At 59.2% G+C, this 25,432-nt stretch carries 20 protein-coding genes; 4 read left to right on the forward strand and 16 right to left on the reverse strand.

Annotation, left to right across the window (positions count from 1 at the left end; translation table 11 throughout):
- Positions 1-10: 10 nt before the first annotated feature.
- From BLU71_RS17000 to rplM, 7 genes are all read right to left on the reverse strand, one after another.
- Entirely contained in the window at positions 11-424 is a 414-nt protein-coding gene (locus BLU71_RS17000) for a ClpXP protease specificity-enhancing factor (RefSeq protein WP_016773263.1), read from the reverse strand.
- Between the two features lie 16 nt (positions 425-440).
- On the reverse strand, positions 441-1,058 hold the full coding sequence (locus BLU71_RS17005; RefSeq protein WP_007961620.1) for a glutathione S-transferase N-terminal domain-containing protein: 618 nt from the start codon (positions 1,056-1,058) through the stop codon (positions 441-443).
- Between the two features lie 146 nt (positions 1,059-1,204).
- The gene (locus tag BLU71_RS17010) at positions 1,205-1,987 is read right to left on the reverse strand and encodes a cytochrome c1 (protein ID WP_042608380.1); all 783 of its coding nucleotides are present in this window, start codon (positions 1,985-1,987) and stop codon (positions 1,205-1,207) included.
- Positions 1,987-3,198: a cytochrome b gene (locus tag BLU71_RS17015; protein WP_042608381.1), complete on the reverse strand. Its 1,212-nt coding sequence runs from the start codon at positions 3,196-3,198 to the stop codon at positions 1,987-1,989. The genes BLU71_RS17010 and BLU71_RS17015 overlap by 1 nt, the downstream gene beginning before the upstream one ends.
- On the reverse strand, positions 3,198-3,791 hold the full coding sequence (petA, locus tag BLU71_RS17020; RefSeq protein ID WP_007917031.1) for a ubiquinol-cytochrome c reductase iron-sulfur subunit: 594 nt from the start codon (positions 3,789-3,791) through the stop codon (positions 3,198-3,200). Before petA ends, BLU71_RS17015 begins: the two co-directional genes overlap by 1 nt.
- Positions 3,792-4,064: 273 nt before the next feature.
- The gene (gene rpsI / locus BLU71_RS17025; protein ID WP_003228056.1) at positions 4,065-4,457 is read right to left on the reverse strand and encodes a 30S ribosomal protein S9; all 393 of its coding nucleotides are present in this window, start codon (positions 4,455-4,457) and stop codon (positions 4,065-4,067) included.
- A 14-nt stretch (positions 4,458-4,471) separates the two neighbouring features.
- Positions 4,472-4,900 (reverse strand): 50S ribosomal protein L13, encoded by a 429-nt coding sequence (gene rplM / locus BLU71_RS17030; RefSeq protein ID WP_003228062.1) that lies wholly within the window; start codon positions 4,898-4,900, stop codon positions 4,472-4,474.
- Positions 4,901-5,144: 244 nt separating this feature from the next.
- Between rplM and BLU71_RS17035 the strand changes: the two genes are divergently transcribed.
- Positions 5,145-6,185: an NADP(H)-dependent aldo-keto reductase gene (locus tag BLU71_RS17035; protein ID WP_083353548.1), complete on the forward strand. Its 1,041-nt coding sequence runs from the start codon at positions 5,145-5,147 to the stop codon at positions 6,183-6,185.
- Between the two features lie 101 nt (positions 6,186-6,286).
- Here the strand turns inward: BLU71_RS17035 and BLU71_RS17040 are convergent, their stop codons facing one another.
- Positions 6,287-7,423, reverse strand: a complete 1,137-nt coding sequence (locus BLU71_RS17040; RefSeq protein ID WP_083353549.1) for an acyl-CoA dehydrogenase family protein — start codon at positions 7,421-7,423, stop codon at positions 6,287-6,289.
- Positions 7,424-7,672: 249 nt separating this feature from the next.
- Between BLU71_RS17040 and BLU71_RS17045 the strand changes: the two genes are divergently transcribed.
- Positions 7,673-8,569: a GlxA family transcriptional regulator gene (locus BLU71_RS17045; protein WP_165839204.1), complete on the forward strand. Its 897-nt coding sequence runs from the start codon at positions 7,673-7,675 to the stop codon at positions 8,567-8,569.
- A 188-nt stretch (positions 8,570-8,757) separates the two neighbouring features.
- Here the strand turns inward: BLU71_RS17045 and zapE are convergent, their stop codons facing one another.
- The 3 genes from zapE to BLU71_RS17060 all read right to left on the reverse strand — a co-directional run bounded on the left by zapE (position 8,758) and on the right by BLU71_RS17060 (position 11,952).
- Positions 8,758-9,852: a cell division protein ZapE gene (gene zapE, locus BLU71_RS17050; protein WP_039761353.1), complete on the reverse strand. Its 1,095-nt coding sequence runs from the start codon at positions 9,850-9,852 to the stop codon at positions 8,758-8,760.
- Between the two features lie 90 nt (positions 9,853-9,942).
- A complete protein-coding gene (locus tag BLU71_RS17055; RefSeq protein ID WP_083353550.1) occupies positions 9,943-11,298 on the reverse strand; it encodes a tryptophan--tRNA ligase in 1,356 nt (451 codons plus the stop codon).
- Between the two features lie 24 nt (positions 11,299-11,322).
- Complete coding sequence (locus BLU71_RS17060) at positions 11,323-11,952, reverse strand: alpha/beta hydrolase (protein ID WP_064364366.1); 630 nt, start codon at positions 11,950-11,952, stop codon at positions 11,323-11,325.
- A gap of 144 nt (positions 11,953-12,096) precedes the next feature.
- Between BLU71_RS17060 and BLU71_RS17065 the strand changes: the two genes are divergently transcribed.
- Positions 12,097-12,531, forward strand: coding sequence for a YhcB family protein (locus BLU71_RS17065; protein WP_042609742.1), 435 nt, complete (start codon positions 12,097-12,099; stop codon positions 12,529-12,531).
- A gap of 229 nt (positions 12,532-12,760) precedes the next feature.
- Here BLU71_RS17065 and BLU71_RS17070 read toward each other — a convergent pair whose 3' ends face one another.
- Positions 12,761-13,495, reverse strand: coding sequence for an OmpA family protein (locus tag BLU71_RS17070; protein WP_064364292.1), 735 nt, complete (start codon positions 13,493-13,495; stop codon positions 12,761-12,763).
- 122 nt (positions 13,496-13,617) lie between these two features.
- Entirely contained in the window at positions 13,618-14,262 is a 645-nt protein-coding gene (locus BLU71_RS17075) for an MBL fold metallo-hydrolase (protein ID WP_083353551.1), read from the reverse strand.
- Between the two features lie 199 nt (positions 14,263-14,461).
- Here BLU71_RS17075 and BLU71_RS17080 point away from each other — a divergent pair, with 199 nt between their 5' ends.
- The gene (locus tag BLU71_RS17080; protein ID WP_083353552.1) at positions 14,462-18,877 is read left to right on the forward strand and encodes a M10 family metallopeptidase C-terminal domain-containing protein; all 4,416 of its coding nucleotides are present in this window, start codon (positions 14,462-14,464) and stop codon (positions 18,875-18,877) included.
- A 103-nt stretch (positions 18,878-18,980) separates the two neighbouring features.
- On the opposite strand, the gene BLU71_RS17085 is transcribed toward BLU71_RS17080, so the two are convergent.
- From BLU71_RS17085 to BLU71_RS17095, 3 genes are all read right to left on the reverse strand, one after another.
- A complete protein-coding gene (locus BLU71_RS17085; RefSeq protein ID WP_083353553.1) occupies positions 18,981-21,716 on the reverse strand; it encodes a LuxR C-terminal-related transcriptional regulator in 2,736 nt (911 codons plus the stop codon).
- Between the two features lie 225 nt (positions 21,717-21,941).
- The gene (locus tag BLU71_RS17090) at positions 21,942-23,306 is read right to left on the reverse strand and encodes a DUF1329 domain-containing protein (RefSeq protein ID WP_042609737.1); all 1,365 of its coding nucleotides are present in this window, start codon (positions 23,304-23,306) and stop codon (positions 21,942-21,944) included.
- A gap of 27 nt (positions 23,307-23,333) precedes the next feature.
- A complete protein-coding gene (locus BLU71_RS17095) occupies positions 23,334-25,223 on the reverse strand; it encodes a DUF1302 domain-containing protein (protein ID WP_042609736.1) in 1,890 nt (629 codons plus the stop codon).
- Positions 25,224-25,432: the final 209 nt, after the last annotated feature.

The following is a 25,432-nucleotide window of genomic DNA, read 5'->3' on the forward strand; positions in this document are numbered from 1 at the left end:
TCGCCTTTTTTTATTTCACAACCTTCAAGCTCGGCCGGCCACTTGGGCGCGGCGGCTCGCTGCCCGGTGGCGGCGAGTCGTCATCCGGATCGATGTCTTCCTCGTCGTCCATCGGCAACTCGAGGTCAAATACCATGCCCTGGCCGTTCTCCCGGGCGTAGATGCCCAGAATCGCGCTGATCGGCACGTAGAGACTGTGTGGAACACCGCCGAAGCGGCCTTCGAACGTCACAACGTCGTTGTCCATGTGCAGATGACGCACGGCACTCGGCGATATGTTCAGGACGATCTGGCCGTCACTGGCAAAGCCTTGTGGCACCTGCACCGCCGGGTACTCGGAGTTGACCAGCATGTGCGGGGTGCAATCGTTATCCACAATCCACTCGTAGAGCGCGCGGACCAGATAAGGTCGACTGGAGTTCATAGCGGCTCCTTAAGCCTTAGCGCATATCGCGTTCGACACCAGACAGACTCGCCTGGAAAGCCTCACGCGCAAACTGACGCTCCATATAATCAAGCAGCGGCTTGGCCGGCCGCGGCAGTTCAATACCCAGAATCGGCAAACGCCAGAGTATGGGTAATAGGCAGCAATCCACCAGACTTTGTTCCTCACTGAGGAAGAACGGTTTGTCGGCAAACAGCGGCGAAACGCCGGTCAGGCTTTCGCGCAGCTCCTTGCGCGCCACGACCCGTGCGGCCTCTTTGCTCTTGGGATCCAGAATCAGATCCACCAGTCCGCACCAGTCACGCTGAATCCTGTGAATCAGCAGACGGCTGTTGGCCCGCGCCACCGGATAAACCGGCATCAGCGGCGGGTGCGGGTAACGCTCATCCAGATACTCCATCACCACGGTCGACTCCCACAACGCCAGGTCACGATCGACCAGCGTCGGCAGACTGCCGTAAGGGTTCACCTCAATCAGTTTAGGCGGCTGGCGGCCCGCTTCCACGTAAATGATTTCGGCGCTGACACCCTTCTCTGCAAGCACGATGCGCACTCGGTGGGAATAGTGGTCGGCGGGGTCGGAGTAACAGGCCAACCGATTGGTCACGCCCATGGCGATCCTCCTCGCTTGTTGAATTTGTCGGAACCGGAAAAACGCGCGCGCCCAGAGGGCACCTCCCGCAGGGTCTGACGGAGCAGACCCTGCTTTAGCGGAGGCGCCCTTGGGCGCGCGCGATTAACAGCAATGCTTGAAGCGTATCAGTGCACGTCTTTCCAGTATTCACGCTTGAGCAGATAGGCGAACACAAAGAAGAACGCCAGGTACAGCAAGACATAAGTACCGATGCGCTGATGTTGCAGCTTAACCGGGTTAGCCGAGTAAGCCAGGAAGGTTACCAGATTCTTGACCTTCTCATCGAACTGCTCTTCGTTCAGGGCACCTGACTTCGGCACGATGGTCAGTTGATCGCACGCTTCATGGGTCAGCGGCGTGCCGGTCAGCGGGTCGTATTGTTTCTTGCCGTCTTCGACGATCTGCACCTGTTTGCAGCCGACCACCTGACGACCCTGCAGGCCAACCAGCACGTTAGGCATACCAACGTTCGGGAAGACCTTGTTGTTCACGCCCCATGGACGCGCCGGATCTTCGTAGAACGACTTCAGGTAACCGTAGAGCCAGTCGGTACCGCGCACCCGCGCCACCAGCGTCAGGTCCGGCGGCGCTGCGCCGAACCAGGTTTTGGCGTCGGCCGGTTGCATACCGATGTTCATGTGGTCGCCGATCTTGGCGCCAGTGAACACCAGCTTCTCCAGCATCAATTCGTGCGGGATGCCGAGGTCATCGGCAACGCGCTCGTAACGCTGGAACTTGGCACTGTGACAACCCATGCAATAGTTGGCAAAAGTCCGCGCACCATCCTGCAGGGCGGCTTTGTCGGAGACGTCGATATCGACATGTTCCAGTTCTGGACCATGGCCCTCGGCAGCAAAAACCAGGGAAGGCAGCGCAGCAAAAATCAGAGCAAGAAATAACTTTTTCATCAGCCAGTCACCCTTTCCGGAACCGGTTTGGTCTTCTCGAGCCGGGTGTAGAACGGCATCAGAATGAAGTAGGCGAAATACAGGAAGGTGCAGACCTGCGACAGCAGCGTGCGCCCCGGTGTCGGCGCAAGAACGCCCAGAATGCCGAGAATCACAAAGGAAATGCAGAACACCACCAGCCAGATTTTGCTAAGCCAGCCTTTGTAGCGCATCGATTTCACCGGACTGCGATCCAGCCACGGCAGTACGAACAGCACCGCAATTGCAGCGCCCATGGCGATAACGCCCAAGAGCTTGTCCGGCACCGCACGCAGGATTGCGTAGAACGGCGTGAAGTACCAGACCGGAGCAATGTGCTCTGGAGTCTTGAACGGGTTGGCCGGCTCGAAGTTCGGTTTTTCGAGGAAGTAACCGCCCATTTCCGGGAAGAAGAACACAATGAAGCAGAAGATGAACAGGAACACCACGACGCCGACAATGTCCTTCACCGTGTAGTACGGGTGGAACGCAATGCCGTCCAGCGGGATGCCGTTTTCGTCTTTGTGCTTCTTGATATCGACGCCGTCAGGGTTGTTCGAACCCACTTCGTGCAGCGCCAGAATGTGCAGCACCACCAGACCGAGAATCACGATTGGCAATGCAACAACGTGCAAGGCGAAGAAACGGTTCAGGGTGATTCCGGAGATCAGGTAGTCACCCCGAATCCACTGGGTCAGGTCATCGCCGATCAGCGGAATCGCACCGAACAGCGAGATGATCACCTGGGCGCCCCAATACGACATTTGGCCCCACGGCAGCAGGTAACCCATGAACGCTTCAGCCATCAGCGCCAGATAGATCAGCATGCCGAACACCCAGACCAGCTCGCGCGGTTTCTGGTACGAACCGTAGAGCAGGCCGCGGAACATGTGCAGATAGACGACGATGAAAAATGCCGAGGCGCCGGTCGAGTGCAGCAGACGCAGGATCGAGCCGTACTCGACGTCGCGCATGATGTATTCAACAGAAGCAAAGGCTTCTTCTGCCGACGGCGTGTAGCTCATCGTCAGCCAGACACCGGTGACGATCTGGTTGACCAGCACCAGCAGCGCCAGCGAGCCGAAGAAATAGAAGAAGTTGAAGTTTTTCGGTGCGTAATATTTGCTGAGATGGTCTTCCCACATTTTCGTCGCTGGAAAGCGCGCATCAACCCAATCCATGAACTTGCTCATCACGCTTTCTCCGTATCGACGCCAATGACAATCAGGTCATCGGTCTCATAGGAATGCGGGGGAACTGGCAGGTTCAAAGGCGCAGGTTGCGACTTGTAGACGCGGCCAGCCAGATCGTAATGGGAACCGTGGCACGGGCAGAAATAGCCGCCTACCCAGTCTTTGCCCAGATCCGCAGGTGCCACTTCGGGACGGAAGGTCGGTGAGCAACCCAGGTGCGTACAGATCCCGATCAGCAGCAGAATTTCCGGCTTGATCGAGCGTACTTCCGGGTCGACATAAGTGGGTTGCGTGGAGTTTTTGGAGGTCGGATCGGAGAGCTGACCCTCGATCTTTTTGAGATTCCCCAGGATTTCCTCCGTACGGCGGACAATGAACACCGGCTGGCCGCGCCATTCAGCAATCATCTGCTGGCCTGGCTCGATTTTGCTGACATTCACTTTCACCGGTGCACCGGCGGCTTTCGCCTTGGCACTGGGAAACCATGACCCCACGAACGGGACCGCAGCCCCCACCGCTCCTGCAGCACCCACCACGGATGTGGCTGCCACCAAGAAGCGACGCCGGCCTGCATTCACGCCGTCATTGCTCATTCAGTCCTCTCCCATCAGCTTTTTTGGCCTGTTAAATCAGGCGTCTACTAAATAAATCAAATGTTACTTATAAAAATTTTGCCCGAATGGTAATGAAAACCCCTAATTCTGACAAGGTTAATTCCCGGGAGCTCAGCCCCTCAAGCCTTGGAGTATAGGGGGTCTACGGATGTGGCAAGTTGTCACAACGCAATTCTTTGATAAATCGCAGGCATAAAAAAACGCCCGCTTCCGTGAGGAGGCGGGCGTCCTTTTTTGAACGCGGAAGCGGAATTAACGCTTCGAGTACTGCGGACGCTTACGCGCTTTACGCAGACCGACTTTCTTACGTTCAACTTCACGGGCGTCGCGAGTAACGAAGCCAGCTTTGCGCAGAGCGCTACGCAGGGTTTCGTCGTAGTCCATCAGAGCGCGAGTGATGCCGTGGCGGATTGCGCCAGCCTGACCACTTACACCACCGCCGATCACGGTGACGTAGATGTCGAACTTCTCGACAGTCTCGGTCAGCTCCAGCGGCTGACGAACTACCATGCGGGCAGTTTCGCGGCCGAAGAAGTTATCCAGCGAACGGTTGTTGATGGAGATGTTACCAGTACCCGGACGCAGGAAAACGCGTGCGGTTGCGGTCTTGCGACGGCCAGTGCCGTAATTTTGAGTCGCCGACATAATGAACTATTCCGTTAAATCTTCAGTTCTTGGGGCTGCTGAGCAGTATGAGGGTGTGCAGCGCCCGCATAGACTTTCAGCTTACGGTACATGTCGCGACCCAGTGGGTTTTTAGGCAGCATGCCTTTAACCGCGGTCTCGATCACGCGCTCAGGGGCTTTGGCGATCAGCTTTTCAAAGTTGATCGACTTGATGCCGCCCGGGAAACCGGAGTGGGAGTAGTACATTTTGTCAGTGGTTTTAGCGCCGGTAACACGGATCTGCTCGGCGTTGATGACGACGATGTAGTCGCCGGTGTCAACGTGAGGAGTGTACTCAGGCTTGTGCTTGCCACGCAGACGGCTCGCGATTTCGGTGGCCAGACGACCCAGGGTCTGACCAGCAGCGTCGACGACAAACCAGTCGCGCTTTACTGTTTCCGGTTTAGCAGTAAAAGTTTTCATTCTTTATAGCCTCAGGGGCCGCCTGTAAATAAGACGGCGGATCTTACTGAATAGTGCGTACTTTGACAAGTCAAAGGCAGCCGGATACAGACGCTTTCGGGGGCTCGGGTCGGCGCGTCCGTTCAACGGCAAGATTCTTCGGCGGCGGCGCATCACTTCCACTGCAGAAAGAGGTCGGCAATTATGCAGATTGCGAAAAATTTTTCAACCTGCTTTTATGATTGTTTTGCCCAAGGAGCACCCGATGGACTATCGCCAGCTAGGCCGTACCGACCTGAACGTGAGTGCAATCTGCCTCGGCACCATGACCTGGGGCGAGCAAAACACTGAGGCTGAAGCCTTCGCGCAGATCGAAAGGGCCAAGGAAGCCGGGATCAATTTCCTCGACACCGCCGAAATGTATCCGGTGCCGCCAAAAGCCGAAACCTACGCCACCACCGAGCGCTACATCGGCAATTACTTCAAGCGTCGCGGTGACCGTGCCGACTGGATCCTCGCCAGCAAGATCGCCGGCCCCGGCAACACCATCGACTACATCCGCGACAAGAACCTGCGGCACAACCGTCACCACATCACCGAAGCACTGGACGGCAGTCTCAAGCGCCTGCAGACCGATTATATCGACCTGTACCAACTGCACTGGCCGGAACGCAGCACCAACTTTTTCGGACAGCTGGGCTACAAGCACAAGATCGAAGCCAACCTGACCCCGCTCGAGGACACCCTTGAGGCTCTCGACGAGCAGGTCAAGGCCGGCAAGATCCGCCACATTGGCCTGTCCAACGAAACGCCGTGGGGCACCATGCGTTTTCTCGCGTTGGCCGAAGCCCGTGGCTGGCCGCGCGCCGTGTCGATCCAGAACCCCTACAACCTGCTCAACCGCAGCTTCGAAGTGGGCCTGGCGGAGATCGCCATCCGCGAACAGTGCGGCCTGCTCGCCTATTCGCCACTGGCGTTCGGCTTCCTCTCCGGCAAGTACGAAGGCGGCGCCCGCCCACCGAAAGGCCGCCTGAGCCTGTACAGCCGCTTCAGCCGCTATTTCAACCCGCAATCGGAAGCGGCGTGCAGCCGTTACGTGGCACTGGCCCGTGAGCACGGTCTGGATCCGGCGCAAATGGCCCTGGCGTTCGTGACCCAGCAACCGTTCGTGACCAGCAACATCATAGGCGCGACGACGCTGGAACAGCTGGACAGCAACATTGCCAGTTTTGATCTGAAACTGTCTGATGAGGTGTTGGCCGGGATCGAAGCGATTCACAAGGATCATCCGAACCCTGCACCTTGAATGACCGCTAGAAGCTTCGCGAGCAGGCTCGCTCTCACAGGTACGGTGATCCCCTGTGGGAGCGAGCCTGCTCGCCAACAGGCCCGCCAATACAGCGAAGATCAGAGCGACCGCGCAATAATCTCCTTCATGATTTCATTGGTGCCGGCATAGATCCGTTGCACCCGCGCATCCGCCCACGCCCGGGCTACCGGGTATTCCCACATGAAGCCGTAGCCGCCATGCAGTTGCACGCATTCGTCGAGCACTTTGCACTGCAGGTCGGTTCCCCAATACTTGGCCATCGCCGCCGTCGGCACATCGAGTTTGCCTTGCAGGTGCAGTTCCAGGCAGCGGTCAACGAAGACTCGGCCAATCTGAATCTCGGTAGCCATCTCGGCCAGTTTGAAGCGGGTGTTCTGGAAGTCGGCAATCGCCTTGCCGAACGCCTTGCGATCGCGGGTGTAATCCAGCGTCCATTGCAGCGCTGCCTCGGCCGAGGCCAGCCCGCCGATGGCCACCGTCAGGCGCTCCTGCGGTAATTCCTGCATCAGATAGGCAAACCCGGCACCCGCCTGCCCGAGAAGGTTTTCCTTCGGCACGCGAACGTCCTGGAAGAACAATTCCGAAGTGTCCTGCGCTTTCATGCCGACCTTCTCCAGGCGCTTGCCCTTCTCGAAGCCCGGCGTATTTGCCTCCACCAGAAACAGGCTGGTGCCCTTGGCGCCGGCGTTCGGATCGGTCTTTGCCACCACAATCACCAGGTCAGCCAGAAAGCCATTGGTGATGAAGGTTTTCGAGCCGTTGATCACATATTCGTCACCTTCCAGTACCGCTGTGGTCTTGACCCCTTGCAGGTCGGAACCGGCGCCAGGCTCGGTCATGGCAATCGCCGTGACCATTTCGCCCGAGACCAGCTTCGGCAGGTATTTGTGCTTCAGTGCTTCGCTGCCGTAATGCAGGATGTACGGCGCGACGATGTCCGAGTGCAGGGAAAAGCCGATGCCGGTCAGGCCCAGGCGACCGACCTCTTCAATCACCACGGCGCTATACAAAAAATCCGCGCCCAGTCCGCCATATTCCTCTGGCAGATGCGAACAGAGCATCCCCGCCTCCCCCGCTTTGTTCCAGAGTGCGCGATCGATGTGCCCCTGCTTCTCCCACTGAGCGTGATACGGCACGGCCTCTTTTTCGAGGAAAGTTCGTACGCTGTCGCGGAACAATTCGTGCTCGGAGCTGAACAGGGTTCTGGGGATCATGCGGCACCTTTGTTTTTGTTGGAGGGATACGGCATTCAGAGACTAAGCCCGAGTCCCGCTACGCGACACTGGACACATCCGACAAAAAATAAGACGATCCAGCCGTCTGGTGACCACTTTCCCTTATAAAAACAAAACAAAAGTTGAATTATGTCCAAGCACGTCTCCCCGCCCTTGCGGCGCGTCAGCATCCTGGCCGTCGACCGGGTTTTCGCTTACACCCTCATGCAGGCCAAGGATTTTTTCCATGTGGCCAGCCTGCGTTATGGCAAACAACTGGGCCATGGCCTGACGCCGGCGTTCGAAACGCGCCTGGTCAGCCCTGATGGCAAACCGGTAAAAAGCTTCAGCGATGTAGTCATGCCGGTCGACGGCGGCCTGGAAAACGCCGATGTGATCATCCTCCCGGCGTTCTGGGACGATTTCGACACGCTGTGCAGCCGTTATCCGCAGATCCTCCCTTGGCTGCGTGAACAGCATGCGCGCGGCGCGGTGTTATGCGGTGAAGCCACGGGAGTGTTCTGGCTGGCCGAAGCCGGCCTGCTCAACGGCAAGGAAGCGACCACCTACTGGCGCTTCTTCAATGCATTCGCCGAGCGCTTCCCCAAGGTCTATCTGAATCAGGACAAGCACCTGACCGATGCCGACAATCTCTACTGCGCCGGCGGCACCACCTCGGCCTGCGACTTGTATATCTACCTGATCGAACGCTTCTGCGGCTCGAACGTGGCGCAGGCCGTGGCTCGCGACATTCTTTACGAAGTGCAGCGCAGCTATTCGCCGGGACGCATCGGTTTCGGCGGGCAGAAACTGCACCAGGACGTGATCATTCTGCAGATCCAGCATTGGCTCGAAGAACATTTCGCCGACAAGTTCCGCTTCGAGGACGTCGCCCGCGAGCACGGTATGAGCATCCGCAATTTCATGCGCCGTTTCCAGACCGCCACCGGCGACAAGCCGCTGCACTACTTGCAGCGCCTGCGCATCGAGACCGCCAAGGGCTTGCTTTCGGGCACACGCAAAAGCATCAAGACCATCAGTTATGAGGTCGGTTACGACGACGCGAGCTTCTTTGCGCGACTGTTCCGCCAGCACACAGAACTGTCGCCTAACCAGTATCGGCAGCAGTTTCAGCAGGCGGCATAATTTTCCTGCAACAGCGCAATTCCAATGTGGGAGCGAGCCTGCTCGCGATTGCGTCCGTCCGTGCAGCATTGATGTTACTGACCCAACGCTATCGCGAGCAGGCTCACTCCTACAGGGTGTTGCGGTGAATTCTGGATATAAAAAAAGGGCCTGCAATCGCAGGCCCTTTTTCTTTGCCGAAACACCGCTTAAGGCTTGTGCGCCCGCGACAGAAACTCGTGGGATTGCATCTCCAGCAAGCGGCTCAGCGTGCGCTGGAACTCGAAGGTCAGGCGTCCGCCGGTGTACAGATCCTTCAGCTCGACTTCGGCAGAAATGATCAGTTTGACGTTGCGATCGTAGAACTCGTCGACCATGTTGATGAAGCGCCGCGCGATGTCGTCGGTGGTGACGCTCATCTGCTCGACGCCGCTGAGCAGCACCGCGTGGAAGATTTTGCCCAGTTCGATGTAGTCGTTCTGGCTGCGCGGGCCGTCGCACAGTTCGCGGAAGTCGAACCAGGCCACGTCATCACAGGTACGCAGGGCGCGGATTTCGCGGTTCTCGATGATCAGCACATCATTTTCCACCGCCGCCGTGCACTCCGGCGTCAGTGCCTTGAAGCTCTTGCGCAGACTTTCATGCGCCGCTTCGTCGAGCGGATAGTGGAACAGCTCGGCTTGCTCGAGGTGACGCAAACGGTAGTCGACGCCGCTGTCGACGTTGACGATCTCGGTGTTCTGCTTGATCAGCGCGATGGCCGGGAGGAAGCGCGCGCGTTGCAGGCCGTCCTTGTACAGACCGTCAGGCACGATGTTCGAGGTCGCAACCAGGGTCACGCCGTTCTTGAACAGCTCTTCCATCAGCGTGCCGAGAATCATCGCATCGGTGATGTCGGATACGAAGAATTCATCGAAGCAGATCACCCGCGACTCGGCGGCGAAGCGCTTGGCAATGATGGTCAGCGGGTTCTTCTCGCCGCCGAGAGTTTTCATTTCTTCGTGCACACGCTTCATGAAGCGGTGGAAGTGCGTGCGGGTCTTTTCCTTGAACGGCAGTGCTTCGAAGAAGGTGTCGACCAGGTAAGTCTTGCCGCGACCGACGCCGCCCCAGAAATACAGGCCCTTGACCGGTGCCTGATCCTTTTTGCCAAACAGCTTGCCGAGAAATCCCGGCTTGTTCTGGTCGGCGGCGATCAAGTCGTCGTACAGACGCTGCAAGTGACGCACAGCAGTTTCCTGCGCGGCGTCATGGAAGAAGTCCGGGCGTTTCAGATCAGCTTGATATCGTTCTAGGGGCGTCATAATTCGTTAGCAAGGCAACAAAAACGGGCCGTCACTGTAGCGACGGCCTGTGGGAATGGCAATCGGCCCTTGGTCGGGTCGTGCCGCCGATCAGTCCTGCGCTGGGGTCAGCGCTACGCGCAACGCCTCGATGGCGGCATCTCGCGCTGCAGCATCGGCGAAGGCCGGGCTGTCGCCTACGCACTCACCGGCCAGCCAGACGCTGAAGCTCAGGTTTTCAGTGCGTACGTCCAGCGGTTCGCCGGACTGCAACTGTTTGGTCGCCTGTCCGGCGGTTTTGCCATCGGCGAAGTTGCGCGACAGCAGCAGTTGCTCGCCATCAGCCGCCAGCAGACGGAAACGGAAGCTGCCATCCTCTTCGCGGAAGCTGACGAAACGCGCAGCCTTCGCGGCTTTCTTCTTGGTAGTCGCGGCGACCTGAACCTGATTGACGAAAGAACGCAGGCCAACGGCTTCGCGCAACTCATTGAGGAACGGCGTGGCAACAGCGCGGGCCTTCTTCGCACCGATCTGCAGAATGTCTTCCAGGTCCGCCGGACGCTCGATCAACTGGTGATACTTCTCGCGCGCCTCGCCCAGTTCGTTGTCGAGCAACTGGAACAGACGATTCTTCGCCTCGCCCCAGCCCAGACCACCGAGCAGTTCGCGACGGAATTCGTCAGCCTGCGCCGGTGTGGCGAAGGCCTGGAACAGGGTGAACAAGTGCGAGTTGTCGGGATCTTTCGCTTCGCCCGGGGCCTTGGAGTCGGTGACGATCCGCGAGATCGCGTCCTTCATCTCTTTGGCGCTGGAGAACAACGGGATGGTGTTGTCGTAGCTCTTCGACATCTTGCGACCGTCGAGGCCCGGCAAGGTCGCCACGCTTTCTTCGATCAGCGCTTCGGGCATGGTGAAGAATTCTCTGCCCTGACCGAACAGATGGTTGAAGCGCTGGCCGATATCGCGCGCCATCTCGACGTGCTGAATCTGGTCACGACCTACCGGCACCTTGTGCGCGTTGAACATCAGGATGTCCGCGGCCATCAGTACCGGGTAGCTGTAGAGGCCCATGGTGATACCGGCATCCGGGTCTTCACCGGTCTCGACATTCTTGTCCACCGACGCCTTGTAAGCGTGCGCGCGATTGAGCAGGCCCTTGGCGGCAACGCAGGTCAGCAGCCAGGTCAGCTCGGGGATTTCCGGGATGTCGGACTGGCGGTAGAAGGTCACGCGATCGACATCGAGGCCACCGGCCAGCCAGGTTGCAGCGATTTCCAGACGCGAGCGCTGGATGCGCAGCGGGTCATCGCATTTGATCAGGGCGTGGTAGTCGGCGAGGAAGTAGAACGAATCGGCCTGGCTGTCGCGGCTGGCAACGATTGCCGGGCGGATGGCGCCGGCGTAGTTGCCCAGATGCGGCGTGCCGGTGGTGGTGATGCCGGTGAGAATGCGGGTACGGTTGGTCATGGGTAATCGCTTGTCAGACTGCAATCAATTCGAGAGACGCGGCAGCAGCAGATCCTTGAGATCGGTCAGCTTGCCGTGAAAAAAGTGTCCGCATTCTGCCACTTTCAGCAGCTCATGGGGGCGCTGGAGTTTGTCGGACCAGTCGTAGACCAGTTGCGGATCGATGACTTCGTCGGTTTCCGGCTGGATCACGGTCAACGCGCCGTGCTGCGGCAGTTGATCCTGCTCGCCCAGGCGCATCACCGCCGGGGCGACCATGAACAGGTGTGCAAGCTGCACGCCTTGGGCTTCGAGACGGCCGCCGAGACTTGCTGCAACAAATCCGCCGAAGGAGAAACCGAACAGGGTCAGGGGCAAGTCCGGGTGTTTTTCGCGCAGCCATGCGGCGGCGGCCTGGGCGTCGTCGACTTCACCGGTGCCCATGTCGTGCGTGCCCTGGCTGGCGCCGACGCCGCGATAATTGAAACGCAAGGTGATCAGGCCTGCGTCGCGCGCGGTGCGCTGCAGGGTCGAGACGACCTTGTTGAGCATGGTGCCGCCCTGTACCGGGTTCGGATGGCAGATCAGCGCAATGCCGCGCGGCTGCTCGTTATCCAGGTACAGGGATTCCAGTTGACCCACCGGGCCGTCAATCACTACAGGGGTTTCACGCATCAGCAAGGGAGGAACTCCGTGACCTCGAATCGGGTCGACTCGTCTAGCAAATTGTCTGTGCCAATCTATTGCGAGTGAATCGCGGTATACAGCGCAGGTTCGAGCCGTTAACGTAAAGCAAAGCCGTTTATAGAGGAAGGACTCGTGGAACACTCGCTCTTAGTTTGGTTGTTACCGACTCTTGCCCTGGTTGTGGGTGTCGCCATTGGATTCCTGATCGCGCGCGTTGCGCCGAACGCCGCGCCGAGCCGCACGCAGCGTCAACTGGATGATATCCAGGAGCGTTTCGACAGTTATCAAAACGAGGTGGTCACCCACTTCAACAGCACCGCGATGCTGGTCAAGAAGCTGACCCAAAGTTATCAGGAAGTGCAGGATCATCTCGCCGAGGGCGCCAACCGTCTGGCCCTGGACGAGCAGACCCGCCAGCGCCTGATCGCTGCCCTGCACGCCGACGCAGCGCAGGCCCCCCGCGAACGCCTGACGCCACCGCGCGATCAGGAACCACCGCGTGACTATGCACCGAAGAATCCGAACTCGCCGGGCATGCTCGATGAGCACTATGGTTTGAAGAAGTAATCAGCCTTCGCGGGTAACAAAAAGCCCCCGGACATTGATGTGTCCGGGGGCTTTTTTGTGTCCGGCAGGTTTCTGGTGCCCATTTTATCGCCATCGCGAGCAGGCTCACTCCTACATTTTGGAATGCGTCCCACTGTAGGAGTGAGCCTGCTCGCGATGACGCCGGCGGCAATGACACAAAAAAAATGCCCGATCACAGGACCGGGCATTGGTTCTTTCAGGCAGTCGCTTACGGGTACTGCTGAACCGTACCCGGTTGCTGTTGCTGATCACCATACTGCTGGCCCGGAATCGCCTTCAGGTTGACTTCAACCCGGCGGTTCTGCGCACGGCCATTGACGTCACCGTTGCTGGCGATCGGATTATCCGGGCCGGCGCCACGGGCCGACAGGTTGGCACCGCTGACGCCTTGCGAGGTCAGGTAGGTCGCCACGCTCTGCGCACGACGCTGGGACAGGTCCATGTTGTGCTGGCGGCTGCCGGTGCTGTCGGTGTAGCCGACGATTTCGATCTGGTTCTGGTTGAACTCTTTCAGCGAGTTGGCCAGGTTGTTCAGCGGCTGATAGAAGGTTGGGGCGATGTTCGCCGAGTCGGTGGCGAAGGTGATATTGCCCGGCATGATCAGCTTGATCTGATCACCCTGACGCTGCACCTCAACACCAGTGTTGGCCATGCTCGCGCGCAGTTTCTTTTCCTGCTGGTCGGCGTAGTAACCGTAGCCGGCAGCGGATGCACCGACAACAGCGGCGCCGATCAAGGCGCCCTTGCCACGGTTGTCGTGGCCGATGGCAGCGCCGGCGAGTGCACCGGCCAGCGCACCGAGGCCACCGTATTTGGCGGTTTTGCTCATGCCTTGCGAGCCACCGTCGGCCTGACCCTGATTGTCATACGGATTGGGCGAGGCGCAGCCGGACAGCACGGCCACGGCAGTAGCGACAATAATCAAACGACGCGTGGTGAACATGGAGAGCTCCTGGTCTTTTTTGCATTCTTTGGTGCAGCGGCCACCGATCAACTAATGGACCTGCGCGGGCGTTGGATCATGACAATGCCCAAAAATTCCGCGCGCCGCCCGTGACAAAAAATTCAGGCACGCACAAACGGGTTCTCTCGCATCTCGTCACCCAGACGCGTGTCCGGACCGTGCCCGGTAACAACGGTTGCGTCCTCGTCCAGCGTATATAGCCGCTGCTTGATCGAACGCACGATGGTCGCCTGATCGCCGCCCCATAAGTCCGTGCGCCCTACTCCGCGACGAAACAGCGTGTCTCCGGCAATCAACAGCTTAGCCTCGGAAAACCAGAAGCTCATGGAACCTGGCGTATGCCCCGGCGTGTGCAGCGCGACGCCGCAACCACAGGCCAGTTCTTCATCATCGCTCAACCAGCGATCCGGCGAGGGTACGGGGGTGTAAGGCACGCCGAACATCTGGCATTGCATTTCGAGGTTGTCCCAGAGGAATTGATCCTCCTTGTGCAAATGCAGGGTCGCACCGGTTTTCTCTTTCATCTGCCCGGAAGCCAGGAAGTGATCAAGATGCGCGTGGGTGTGGATGATGCTGACCACCCTCAGACCGAGGGTATCAAGGCGCGCCATGATCAGATCGGGATTGCCGCCCGGGTCGACGACGATGGCTTTTTTCGTGATCGGGTCGCCGATGATGGTGCAGTTGCACTGAAGCGGTCCGACGGGGAAGGTTTCGCGGATGAGTGCTGGATTCGGAACGGTCATAGGGATCCTGAGCTGAAGGCATGAAGCTGACATCAAGATTCTACGTCACACGCCGATACATATCGCCCGAACAGTTTTTTGACGCCATCAATCGGAAAATAGTGGCCATATAATGTCAAAGCTGTTTTTTTTCGTGCAAAATCAAACCTTGTAGCGGCCACATTTCGGGAAGGGCCGCAGCCTACCTCAGGAATTCTTCATGCCACGCCCTACTGGTTACACCGACACCTGGTCCGCTTCATTGACAGGGGTAGCTCCTGTCGACAGCCTTATTTCCGGCTATAAATGGGAAAGCACCAAGTGGTACTCCCCTGCGGCAGTGACCAGTCTTACCTACAGTTTCATCGTCCCTGGTGTTTCAGTCTTCGCACCGAACTACAGCGCCGACAATGAACCAAAGGCCGCCTACGCCCTGACAAACACACAGAAACTGGCGGTAATGGGCGCACTGGATAGTTGGGCCGCGGTGGCGAATATCACCTTTCAGTTGACCGGTGAATCCTCGACGAGCGTGGGCGACCTGCGCTTCGGCGGTTACTCGTTGCTGGACGACGACGCAGCAGCCTGGGCTTACACTCCTTCCGAAAAGCCTAATGGCGGTGATGTCTGGATCGGACCAAACACCAGTGAACTGTTTCCGGACAAGGGCACTTATGACTTCATGACATTCGTTCATGAAATCGGTCATGCCATTGGCCTGAAGCATTCGTTCGCACCATCAGCCAACAATGCCATCACGCTCGCTCCGGCGCTGGATGACGTCGCCTTCACCGTCATGAGCTATAACAACAATTACTCGTACCTGCCGACCACTCCGATGGTGCTCGACATCCTGGCGATCCAGAGCCTGTATGGCGCCAATACCCAGTGGATGACTGGCAACAACGTGTACTCCTGGGCACCGACACAATCTGTGTTTGAAACCATCTGGGATGCCGGCGGTGTCGATACGATCGATGCGAGCAACCAATTGGCGGCCGTCAGCCTTAACCTCAACGAAGGACAGTACAGCACGATCGGTCAGGCCTTTACTGACCAGGCCGGCAATGCCTTCAATCAAGGTCTGGCGATTGCATACGGCGCGAAGATAGAAAACGCTACCGGTTCGGTTTTCAATGACACGCTGATCGGCAACGCACTGGATAATCAACTCAATGGCATGGCGGGTGCCGACAGAATGGAGGGTGGTGCCGGCAACGATATTTATATCGTCGAGAACGTCGGCGACGTGGTCGTCGAAACCGGTACTTCGCTCTCGGAAATCGACATGGTCTACTCCTACGTCGACTACACCCTGGGCAATAACGTCGAGATATTGAATCTGGTTGGTAGCGCAAATCTCAGCGGTACCGGCAACGCGTTGAACAACACCCTGTCCGGCAACGATGGCAACAACGTACTGGACGGTGGCCTGGGCGCCGACTTCATGGCTGGCGGCGCTGGCAACGATACTTACATCCTCGACAACGTCGGTGACGTGATCAGCGAGACCAGCACCCTGGCCAGCGAGATCGACACCGTTCGCGCCTCGATCAGCTACGCACTTGTCGCCAACGTGGAAAACCTCACGCTCACCGGCACTGCCAATAATTACGCCGTCGGCAACGCGCTGAACAACGTATTGATCGGCAATGACGGCAACAACCAACTGGTCGGGGGGGCTGGCCTCGACACCATGATCGGCGGCAAGGGCAATGACGGCTACGGCGTCGATCAGACGGGAGAACTGGCGCTGATTCAGGAATATGCCAATGAGGGTAACGACACCATTGTCATTGAGTACAGCGCTACCGCCCAGACCAGCACCGTCAGTCTGAACCAGAGCAATCTGCTAAACGTCGAAAATCTCATCGTCAGCGGCGCAGGGGCGTTCAACCTGACGGGCAACGTGCTGAACAACACCCTGACGGGCAACAGCGACGCCAACTTCATCGACGGTGGCTGGGGCGCAGATACCATGATCGGCGGCGCCGGTAACGATACTTACATCGTTAACGACATCGCGGATGTGGTGGTCGAGACGGGTACCTCACTCTCGGAAATCGACATGGTCTATTCCTACGTCGACTACACCTTGGGCAACAACGTCGAAATCCTCGCTCTGGCAGGTGCCGCAGACCTCAAGGCTACCGGTAATGCCCTGAACAACACCCTCTACGGCAACGATGGCAACAACGAACTCGACGGCGGCCTGGGTGCCGACTTCATGACGGGCGGCGCTGGCAACGATACCTACATCGTCGACAACGTCGGTGACGTGGTCAGCGAGACCAGCACCCTGGCCAGCGAGATCGACACCGTTCGCGCCTCGATCAGCTATTCTCTTGCCGCCAACGTGGAGAACCTCACGCTCACCGGCAGTGCGAATAACTACGCCGTCGGCAACGCGCTGAACAACGTATTGATCGGCAATGACGGCAACAACCAACTGGTCGGGGGGGCTGGCCTCGACACCATGATCGGCGGCAAGGGCAACGACGGCTACGGTGTCGATCAGGCGGGAGAACTGGCGCTGATTCAGGAATATGCCGATGAGGGTAACGACACCATCGTCATTGAGTACAGCGCTACCGCCCAGACCAGCACCGTCAGTCTGAACCAGAGCAATCTGCTAAACGTCGAAAATCTCATCATCAGCGGCGCAGGGGCGTTCAACCTGACGGGCAATGCGCTGAACAATACCCTGACCGGCAACAGCGGCAACAACGTACTGGACGGTGGCCTGGGCGCCGACTTCATGGCTGGCGGCGCTGGCAACGATACTTACATCCTCGACAACGTCGGTGACGTGATCAGCGAGACCAGCAACCTGGCCAGCGAGATCGACACCGTTCGCGCCTCGATCAGCTACGCACTTGTCGCCAACGTGGAAAACCTCACGCTCACCGGCACTGCCAATAATTACGCCGTCGGCAACGCGCTGAACAACGTATTGATCGGCAATGACGGCAACAACCAACTGGTCGGAGGGGCTGGCCTCGACACCATGATCGGCGGCAAGGGCAACGACGGCTACGGCGTCGATCAGGCGGGAGAACTGGCGCTGATTCAGGAATATGCCGATGAGGGTAACGACACCATCGTCATTGAGTACAGCGCTACCGCCCAGACCAGCACCGTCAGTCTGAACCAGAGCAATCTGCTAAATGTCGAAAATCTCATCGTCAGCGGCGCAGGGGCGTTCAACCTGACGGGCAACGTGCTGAACAACACCCTGACGGGCAACAGCGACGCCAACTTCATCGACGGTGGCTGGGGCGCAGATACCATGATCGGCGGCGCCGGTAACGATACTTACATCGTTAACGACATCGCGGATGTGGTGGTCGAGACAGGTGCCTCACTCTCGGAAATCGACATGGTCTATTCCTACGTCGACTACACCTTGGGCAACAACGTCGAAATTCTCGCTCTGGCAGGTGCCGCAGACCTCAAGGCTACCGGTAATGCCCTGAACAACACCCTCTACGGCAACGAAGGCAACAACGTAGTCGACGGCGGCCTGGGCGCCGACTTCATGGCTGGCGGCGCTGGCAACGATACTTACATCCTCGACAACGTCGGTGACGTGATCAGCGAGACCAGCACCCTGGCCAGCGAGATCGACACCGTTCGCGCCTCGATCAGCTACGCACTTGTCGCCAACGTGGAAAACCTCACGCTCACCGGCACTGCCAATAATTACGCCGTCGGCAACGCGCTGAACAACGTATTGATCGGCAATGACGGCAACAACCAACTGGTCGGGGGGGCTGGCCTCGACACCATGATCGGCGGCAAGGGCAACGACGGCTACGGCGTCGATCAGGCGGGAGAACTGGCGCTGATTCAGGAATATGCCAATGAGGGTAACGACACCATTGTCATTGAGTACAGCGCTACCGCCCAGACCAGCACCGTCAGTCTGAACCAGAGCAATCTGCTAAACGTCGAAAATCTCATCGTCAGCGGCGCAGGGGCGTTCAACCTGACGGGCAACGTGCTGAACAACACCCTGACGGGCAACAGCGACGCCAACTTCATCGACGGTGGCTGGGGCGCAGATACCATGATCGGCGGCGCCGGTAACGATACTTACATCGTTAACGACATCGCGGATGTGGTGGTCGAGACGGGTACCTCACTCTCGGAAATCGACATGGTCTATTCCTACGTCGACTACACCTTGGGCAACAACGTCGAAATTCTCGCTCTGGCAGGTGCCGCAGACCTCAAGGCTACCGGTAATGCCCTGAACAACACCCTGTACGGCAACGATGGCAACAACGTACTGGACGGTGGTGCGGGCAAAGACACGCTCATTGGGGGTAACGGAGCGGACACCTTCGTCTTCCGCGCAGTCAACGAAATAGGCCTCGGCGCCAATCGAGACGTCATCACTGACTTCAACAGCCTGCAAGGCGACAAGATTGATCTGACGAAGTTTGATGCCAACCTGATGACTGCTGGCTTTAACGGCTTCACTTTCATCGGCGCCAATGACTTCACCGGTGCCGGGCAACTGCGCTTCGTCGACCACGTACTGTCGGGCAATGTCAGCGGCAATGCCGGCGCGGACTTCGAAATCCAGCTGGTCGGTGTGAATAGCTTCAGCGCCAACGATCTGGTGGCCTGACGCTCTGTTCACTTGCCAGGCCAGCAACCCCGGCCGGTGAACTGAAAACAAACGCCCCGACTGGTTCGGGGCGTTTGTTTTTCTGTCGGGTCATGGCGTGATCTCAATAGAGCAATCCCAGTTCCTTGGCGCGCGCCACTGCCTGGGTACGCCGCTCGACGCCCAGCTTGCTATTGATGTGGCTGGCGTGGGTTTTCACGGTGTGCAGGGAAATGAACAACTGCTCACTGATTTCCTGATTGGAACAGCCCTGTGCGATCAGGCGCAGTACCGCCAATTCACGGCTGCTGAGTTGTTCAGTGACAGAGCTTTCCACGGTGGGGCGCAACACTGCTGTTGGAAAATGCGTAAGCAATTGCTGGCTGACCGCGTTGCAAGTGAGCGCCTGCAGTTGTCCTCGCAACCAGTCGGGATGACTTTTCAGCAACGCCTCAAAAGGTTGAAAGGCACCGCCGGCAGCAGCTTCCATTGCCTGAGCCAGCGCTTTGCGGGCTTCAGGCTCTCGTCCACTCGCCAGCAATAACGCCACCTTCTGCGTCAGTGCCATCACGCTGAGCAACTGCCGCCCGGTTCGCTGACCGTTTTCATGCAACACATTCAAACGCCCTTCGGCGAGCATCGGTTGCCCTTGGATTAAATCGAGCAATGCCTGTTGCAGCTCCACATGCAGTGGCAGCTGTGGATGAAACTCCGGCGGTGCGGCAGCATGCTCGCCGGTGTACGTCTGGCCCAGGCGCGCGAGCCACGCCTCGGCGAGATCGATACGCCCCTGCGCCAGCCACAGTTCGCATTTGACCAGCGTGATCATCGCCAGATAGTAGATCGGCGGCACGTCCCAGATGTGCATCAGGCGTTCGGCTTCGGCGAGTTCGGCGAAGGCCTTGGCGAATTCGCCACTGGCGCCGTCCAAGCGGGCGATCACGCAGTGGCCGATCAGCACGCTGATGTCGCGACAGGCCCGCGCTTCGCCAATCCCGGCGAGCAGGCGTACGCGCGCGGCCTGAGATTGCAAACGCATCGCCAGCAGAAAACCTTCGTACAACGTGAGCCGCGCGCGTACGGCGTACAGTCGTTGCGGCGACAGACCACGCAAGCGCTCCAGCCCCTGATGCACTTCATCCAGCGCGCGCAGGATCTCGCCCCGCGATTGCAGAACCCGGGCCCGATCGTAATGCGCCAAGGCTTCGAATAATGGATTGCCAACCCGTTGCGCCAGTTCGAGGGATTCACGGTTCAGCCCGCGTGCGCGCCACAGATCGCCGTCGGCGATCGCCAGATTGGACAGGGTCGAGAGGCACATCAGCCGCTGGCCGTAACGCTTGGCCGGCAGGCTCTCCAGCGCCTCGCCGCAATAGCGCAGGGTCAGCTCGCGATGGCCGCGTCCGCGAGCGATGATCCCGCTCAACGCCAGCCACTGCGCCAGCATCGATTTCTGCGCGGTGGCCGAGGGCGCTGGCAGAAAGCGGCTCAAATGGCTGGCCAGCTCTTCGGCGGCATCGAGTTGGCAGGCCAGCCCCAGTGCCCAGCTGTAGAGCACGATCAGCCGTGGCGTGCTGATCAGCAGGCTGTCGGGCAAGTCCATCTTCCAGCGCAGCAGCATGCCGACGTTCTGCTCGGCGAGCAGTTGTTCCTCGGACAGGTTCTGTACCAGGTTCGCGGCGACATCGAGATGCCCGGCACGCAACGCCTGCTCCACCGCTTCATCGAGCAAGCCCTGCGCATTGAACCAGCGACAGGCGCGCAAATGCAGGGTGGCAGTCGGCACCATCGCCTGGGCGATCGGCCGGCTGCGCAACAAGTCGGAGAACAAATGGTGATAGCGATACCAGTGACCGTGCTCGTCCAGCGGCACCAGAAATACCTGATGAGCGAGCAGAAAGCGCAGGATCTCGGCGCTGTCATGGGCTTCGCGGACGGCGTCGCACAGCTCGCTGCAAAAGCGTTCCTGCGGTGCGGTTTCGTAGAGAAAGGATTGCACGTCGGCGGGCAGGCAATCGATGACTTCTTCGAGCAGATAGTCGCGAATCAGCCCTTCCCCGCCGTTCAGCGCTTGCGGCAGCGCGGCATCGCTGCCCGCCTCGGCCACCGCCAGCAACCAGAAGCGCAGCCCGGCGACCCAGCCTTCGCTGCGCTGGATCAGGTTTTCCAGTGCCTCGCCGCGCAGTGAGCTGCTGTGCCGATCGAGCAGAGTCAGCGCTTCATCGTGGGTCAGGCGCAAATCCTGTTCGTGCAGCTCGAGCAACTGCCGCGACAGGCGCAGACGCGCCAGATGCCAGTCCGGGCGCTGCCGACTGGTGACCATCACCAGCAAGCCATCGGGCAGATGATTGAGGAAAAATTGCAGGCAACGATCCAGCACCGGCCCTTGGGCGAGGTGGTAATCGTCGAGCACCAGCAGCAGCGGTGCAGCGGGATCGAGATGCAGCGCGAGCTCGTCGAGCAGTCCGTCGAGCCATTCTTCGAAGGCGAACGGCTGATGACGCTGACGCATTTTCAGCAGGCCAAGCGCACCGGCGCCCAAGGCCGGAAAATAGTCTTGCAGACCTTCGAGCAAGCGCTCGAGAAAACGCCCGGGATCACTGTCACGCGGACTCAAGCCCAACCACAGACTTTGCCAGTGCGCGGGCAGACTCTGACAGAACTCCACCGCCAGCGAGCTCTTGCCGAACCCTGCCGGGGCGCTGACCAACAGCAACCGGCCACCCAGCCCGGCCTGCAGACGCTGGCAAAGGCGCGGCCGCAGAACATAACCGTCAGGCAGCGGCGGGCGGAAAAAACGCCCGTCCAGTGCTGCGACGGTGATGCTTGCGGGACCCGGAAGTGGGGACAGATCAGTCATGGCCGGCTCTTGTTCGAAGGCGATTGGCGGCGTTGCAGATGTCCGCAGCCTAGCCTTAATCGAACCGGTTATGAAGGTTGCTGCTACAAATGGCTACAAAAAGCCTACATCCACTGCGCCCCTCCCCTCCGGCAGCTCCTACAAAAAGCGATTTCAAAAGCCGAAAAAACGCCCCGAACCAGTCGGGGCGTTTTCATGAGGATGCGGCCTCGGGTTCAAGCAGCTTTAGCGCACACCATCCTGACGCAGAGCGGCCGGGGTGAAGTCGCTGGTGGTGGCGGTGAAACCGAAGTCATACGCCTGCTTCTCTTCGTTCTTCATGCCCAGCGCCAGATAACGGCCGGACTGCAGGTCGTAAAGGGTTTCGAGGGCGTACCACGGCACTTGCTTGTCGTAGTAGTTCTCGGCATGCGCCTCGGCCACACGCCACAGTTGACCACGACCGTCGTAGTGGTCGATCACCGCGGCTTGCCAGGTGTCCTCGTCGATGTAGAAGTCACGTTTGGCGTAGATGTGGCGCTGACCTTCCTTCAGGGTCGCTGTGACATGCCAGACGCGGCGCAGCTCGTAACGTGCCAGGTCCTGGTTGATGTGACCGGCCTTGATGATGTCCGAGTACTTCAGTTTTGGATCGTCGAGCTTGTAGCTGTCGGAGGCGATGTACATCTCCTTCTTGCCTTCGAGCTTCCAGTCGTAGCGATCCGGCGCGCCGTTGTACATATCGAGGTTGTCGGAAGTACGCAGGCCGTCGGCGGCGGTACCCGGGCCGTCATACGACACTTGCGGAGCACGACGCACCCGACGCTGACCGGCGTTGTAGACCCACGCCGAACGCGGCTCTTTGACCTGATCGAGAGTCTCGTGCACCAGCAGTACGCCACCGGCCAGACGCGCCGGCGCGGTCACTTTCTGCTTGAAGTAGAACAGGATGTTGCCCGGGTTCGCCGGATCGTAGTCCTTCATCTTGTCGCGGAACACGAACTGATCCTGGAAGTACACCAGGCTGTACGAGCCGTTCGGTTGCGGCGTGGCCTGGGTCACCAGACGGGTCACGCTGCCGCCGCGATAACGGGTGATGTGGTTCCAGATCACTTCCACACCGGTTTTCGGGATCGGGAACGGCACGGCGGTATCGAAGTTTTCCAGACCGTTGCCGCCGGACACCAGATTAGTGCTGGTCGCATTCTTCTTGATGGCAGCGAATACGTCATCCGGCACGGTGGCGCCGCGATGGGACGGATAGACCGGCATCTTGAAGGTTTCCGGGTAGCGCTTGAACATCGCGTACTGGCCCGGGGCAAGCTTGTCCTTGTACTTGTCGACGTCCTTGGCAGTGATGGTGAACAGCGGCTGCTCACTGGCGTAAGGGTTGGACAGGAAGCCTTTGCTGTCGACGCTGCCGGCATTTTTCGGCAGCGGTTTCCAGGCCGGGATCGAACCGTCGGCGTTACCGGCCATCTCCGCGCCCATCGGCGTCAGGCTCTTGCCCAGTTTATCCGCTTCGGCAGCAGGCACCGCCGCCATGACGCCGGTCGCCAGCAGCGACAGGCCCAGAACACCGGCGTGGAACAGACTCTTTGTTATTTTCATAAATTCGTTCGTCCTGAAATGCAGTGCTTAGAAGTTCACGCCGAAGCTGAGCGCCACGAAGTCGCGGTCATCCACGGTGGTGTACTTGCCGTCGAAGAAATTGGTGTAGGCCAGGCTCGCGGTGTAGGTGTTCTGGTATTCGGCATCGACGCCCAGGCTGACCGCTTTGCGACCTTCTTCGAAGTTGCCGCCAGGGCCTGGCGAGTAACCGCTGACGTCGTGGGACCAGGCCACGTTCGGCTTGAGGTTTACGCCGGCGAACACGTCGTTGTATTCCCAGATGGCACGACCACGGTAGCCCCAGGACATCGAGGTGGTGAAACCGTCGTTGTCGCAATTGCGGCTGCGGTTGTTCTGCGGTGAACCCGGGCCGGCGCCGTTGATGGTGCTGGCGTTGAGGATGTTGGCGCAGGTATTGGTGGTGCCAGTGGCCGGCAATTCGCCCGGGCCGTAGACCGGATCGCGGCCATAACGCATGTCGGAACGGCTTTCCAGCCCGCCGACGTAAGTCGCGCCCACTTCACCGACGAGGGTCAGACGGCTGGCGCCCATGACCTGATCGAAGAAGTGCGTGAAGGTCGTCTGGATCTGGGTGATTTCCTTGCGCTCATAGCCGTGCAGGTCCTGACCCGGTACGCCAGTGAGCAGCGAAGCGTTGGTCAGCGCGCCGCCCAGTGGACGCACGCCGGCAAACAGGATGTCGGTGGAGTTCAGTTGCACCGGCGCGTTCGGACGATAGCTGATCTCACCGCTCCACGCCGTACCGGTAGGCAGGGTGGTGGAGAAGCTCAGGCCGTAGAGACGAATGTCTTCCGGGTATTCGATGAAGTAATTGGAGTTGCCCGCAACCAGCAGCGGTGCGAGCGCGGCGAACGGCCCCGGCAGCGCGGCGGCGGTGTTGTACACCGACTGCGGCGCACCGGTGGCGCTGAAGATCGGCGCACGGCTGTGGTAGTTCATGAAGTAGGCGCCGAACTCGGTATCGAGTGGCTCGAACATGTATTTGAGGGACGCGCCCCACTGGCCGCTGTCGCGGGCATCACGGTCCGGCCCACGGCGCACCAGTACGCCTTCTTCGTTGACATCCACGCCTGCGCCCGCCAACGGCCCGAGGGCGATGGCCGGAATCTGCGAACGCTTGTTCAGCACGCGCAGATTGCTGTCGCAACCGTCGGCAACGATGTCCGGCTGGGAGAAGAAGGTGCCGCAGTTGTCGACGACGGTCTGGTCCCATTCCAGTTGATAGAACGCTTCGGCCGAGAGGTTATCGGTGAGGCTCTGGGACACGTAGAACATGTTGACCGGGATCAGGCCTTCCTTGATCTCGGCGCCCGGACGACGGAACGCGGAGACGTCGATCGGGTTGATCGAGTTGATGCCGCCGCCGATGAAGGTACTTTCACCCCAGCTCACCACTTGCTTGCCCAGACGCACGGAACCCGGCTGATCGGCAATCGCGTAGTTGTGGTAGACGAAGGCGTCGAGGATCTGCCCGCCCGAGGACTTGGCGCCCTCTTTGCGGTTGCTGTCGCTGATGTCCTTGAACTGGCGGCTTTCGTCCTTCAGTTCGAAGTCGTACCAGTATTTGCCACGGACGAACACGCCGGTGTCGCCGTATTTCAGTTCAAGGTCATGGATGCCCTTGAAGATCTTCGAGAAGGTTTCGCCGCTCTTGAAATTGGCGTGACCGTCATCGGAAGTCTGCGACAGGCCATGGCCGCCATTGTTGACGCCGATGAGGTTCTTGTTCGGGCTCTGCGTGGACCAACTGGCACCGATCGACAGGGACGAGTCGAACTGCCCTTCGATTTCACCGACGTTGAAACTGACGCCGAATGCAGGCCCGGCGAGCGAGGAGGCAAGACTGACCGCCAGAGGCAGTTTCGCCCGGCGCCAGAACTGGTTTGCTGAGGTCATCGACGCTACTCCATGTGCATTATTGTTATGGCAGTGAGTACTTTTAAAAACGCTGTGGAGGACCGGGCGCCAGGGCTGCCCGAAATCGTTCCAGAGTTGCTCGCCCCGATCAGTGCGTGTGCTCCGTTTTCAAAAAGTCCTTGAGCGGACTATAGCCAGCGGGTGGTAGTGCTTGATCCCTCTAAAGTGTGATTTGCAGCCGCCAACCA

It is taken from the genome of Pseudomonas moraviensis (assembly GCF_900105805.1).
GTDB classification, from domain to species: domain Bacteria; phylum Pseudomonadota; class Gammaproteobacteria; order Pseudomonadales; family Pseudomonadaceae; genus Aquipseudomonas; species Aquipseudomonas moraviensis_A.

Excerpts from the sequence above, each read along its gene's own strand:
- zapE (WP_039761353.1), bottom strand. The coding sequence starts at position 9,852 with ATGACGCCCCTAGAACGATATCAAGCTGATCTGAAACGCCCGGACTTC.
- rpsI (WP_003228056.1), bottom strand. The coding sequence starts at position 4,457 with ATGTCGGCGACTCAAAATTACGGCACTGGCCGTCGCAAGACCGCAACC.
- rplM (WP_003228062.1), bottom strand. The coding sequence starts at position 4,900 with ATGAAAACTTTTACTGCTAAACCGGAAACAGTAAAGCGCGACTGGTTT.
- BLU71_RS17080 (WP_083353552.1), top strand. The coding sequence starts at position 14,462 with ATGCCACGCCCTACTGGTTACACCGACACCTGGTCCGCTTCATTGACA.
- BLU71_RS17000 (WP_016773263.1), bottom strand. The coding sequence starts at position 424 with ATGAACTCCAGTCGACCTTATCTGGTCCGCGCGCTCTACGAGTGGATT.
- BLU71_RS17035 (WP_083353548.1), top strand. The coding sequence starts at position 5,145 with ATGGACTATCGCCAGCTAGGCCGTACCGACCTGAACGTGAGTGCAATC.
- BLU71_RS17075 (WP_083353551.1), bottom strand. The coding sequence starts at position 14,262 with ATGACCGTTCCGAATCCAGCACTCATCCGCGAAACCTTCCCCGTCGGA.
- petA (WP_007917031.1), bottom strand. The coding sequence starts at position 3,791 with ATGAGCAATGACGGCGTGAATGCAGGCCGGCGTCGCTTCTTGGTGGCA.
- BLU71_RS17095 (WP_042609736.1), bottom strand. The coding sequence starts at position 25,223 with ATGACCTCAGCAAACCAGTTCTGGCGCCGGGCGAAACTGCCTCTGGCG.
- BLU71_RS17015 (WP_042608381.1), bottom strand. The coding sequence starts at position 3,198 with ATGAGCAAGTTCATGGATTGGGTTGATGCGCGCTTTCCAGCGACGAAA.
- BLU71_RS17040 (WP_083353549.1), bottom strand. The coding sequence starts at position 7,423 with ATGATCCCCAGAACCCTGTTCAGCTCCGAGCACGAATTGTTCCGCGAC.
- BLU71_RS17090 (WP_042609737.1), bottom strand. The coding sequence starts at position 23,306 with ATGAAAATAACAAAGAGTCTGTTCCACGCCGGTGTTCTGGGCCTGTCG.
- BLU71_RS17010 (WP_042608380.1), bottom strand. The coding sequence starts at position 1,987 with ATGAAAAAGTTATTTCTTGCTCTGATTTTTGCTGCGCTGCCTTCCCTG.
- BLU71_RS17085 (WP_083353553.1), bottom strand. The coding sequence starts at position 21,716 with ATGACTGATCTGTCCCCACTTCCGGGTCCCGCAAGCATCACCGTCGCA.
- BLU71_RS17060 (WP_064364366.1), bottom strand. The coding sequence starts at position 11,952 with ATGCGTGAAACCCCTGTAGTGATTGACGGCCCGGTGGGTCAACTGGAA.
- BLU71_RS17055 (WP_083353550.1), bottom strand. The coding sequence starts at position 11,298 with ATGACCAACCGTACCCGCATTCTCACCGGCATCACCACCACCGGCACG.
- BLU71_RS17005 (WP_007961620.1), bottom strand. The coding sequence starts at position 1,058 with ATGGGCGTGACCAATCGGTTGGCCTGTTACTCCGACCCCGCCGACCAC.
- BLU71_RS17070 (WP_064364292.1), bottom strand. The coding sequence starts at position 13,495 with ATGTTCACCACGCGTCGTTTGATTATTGTCGCTACTGCCGTGGCCGTG.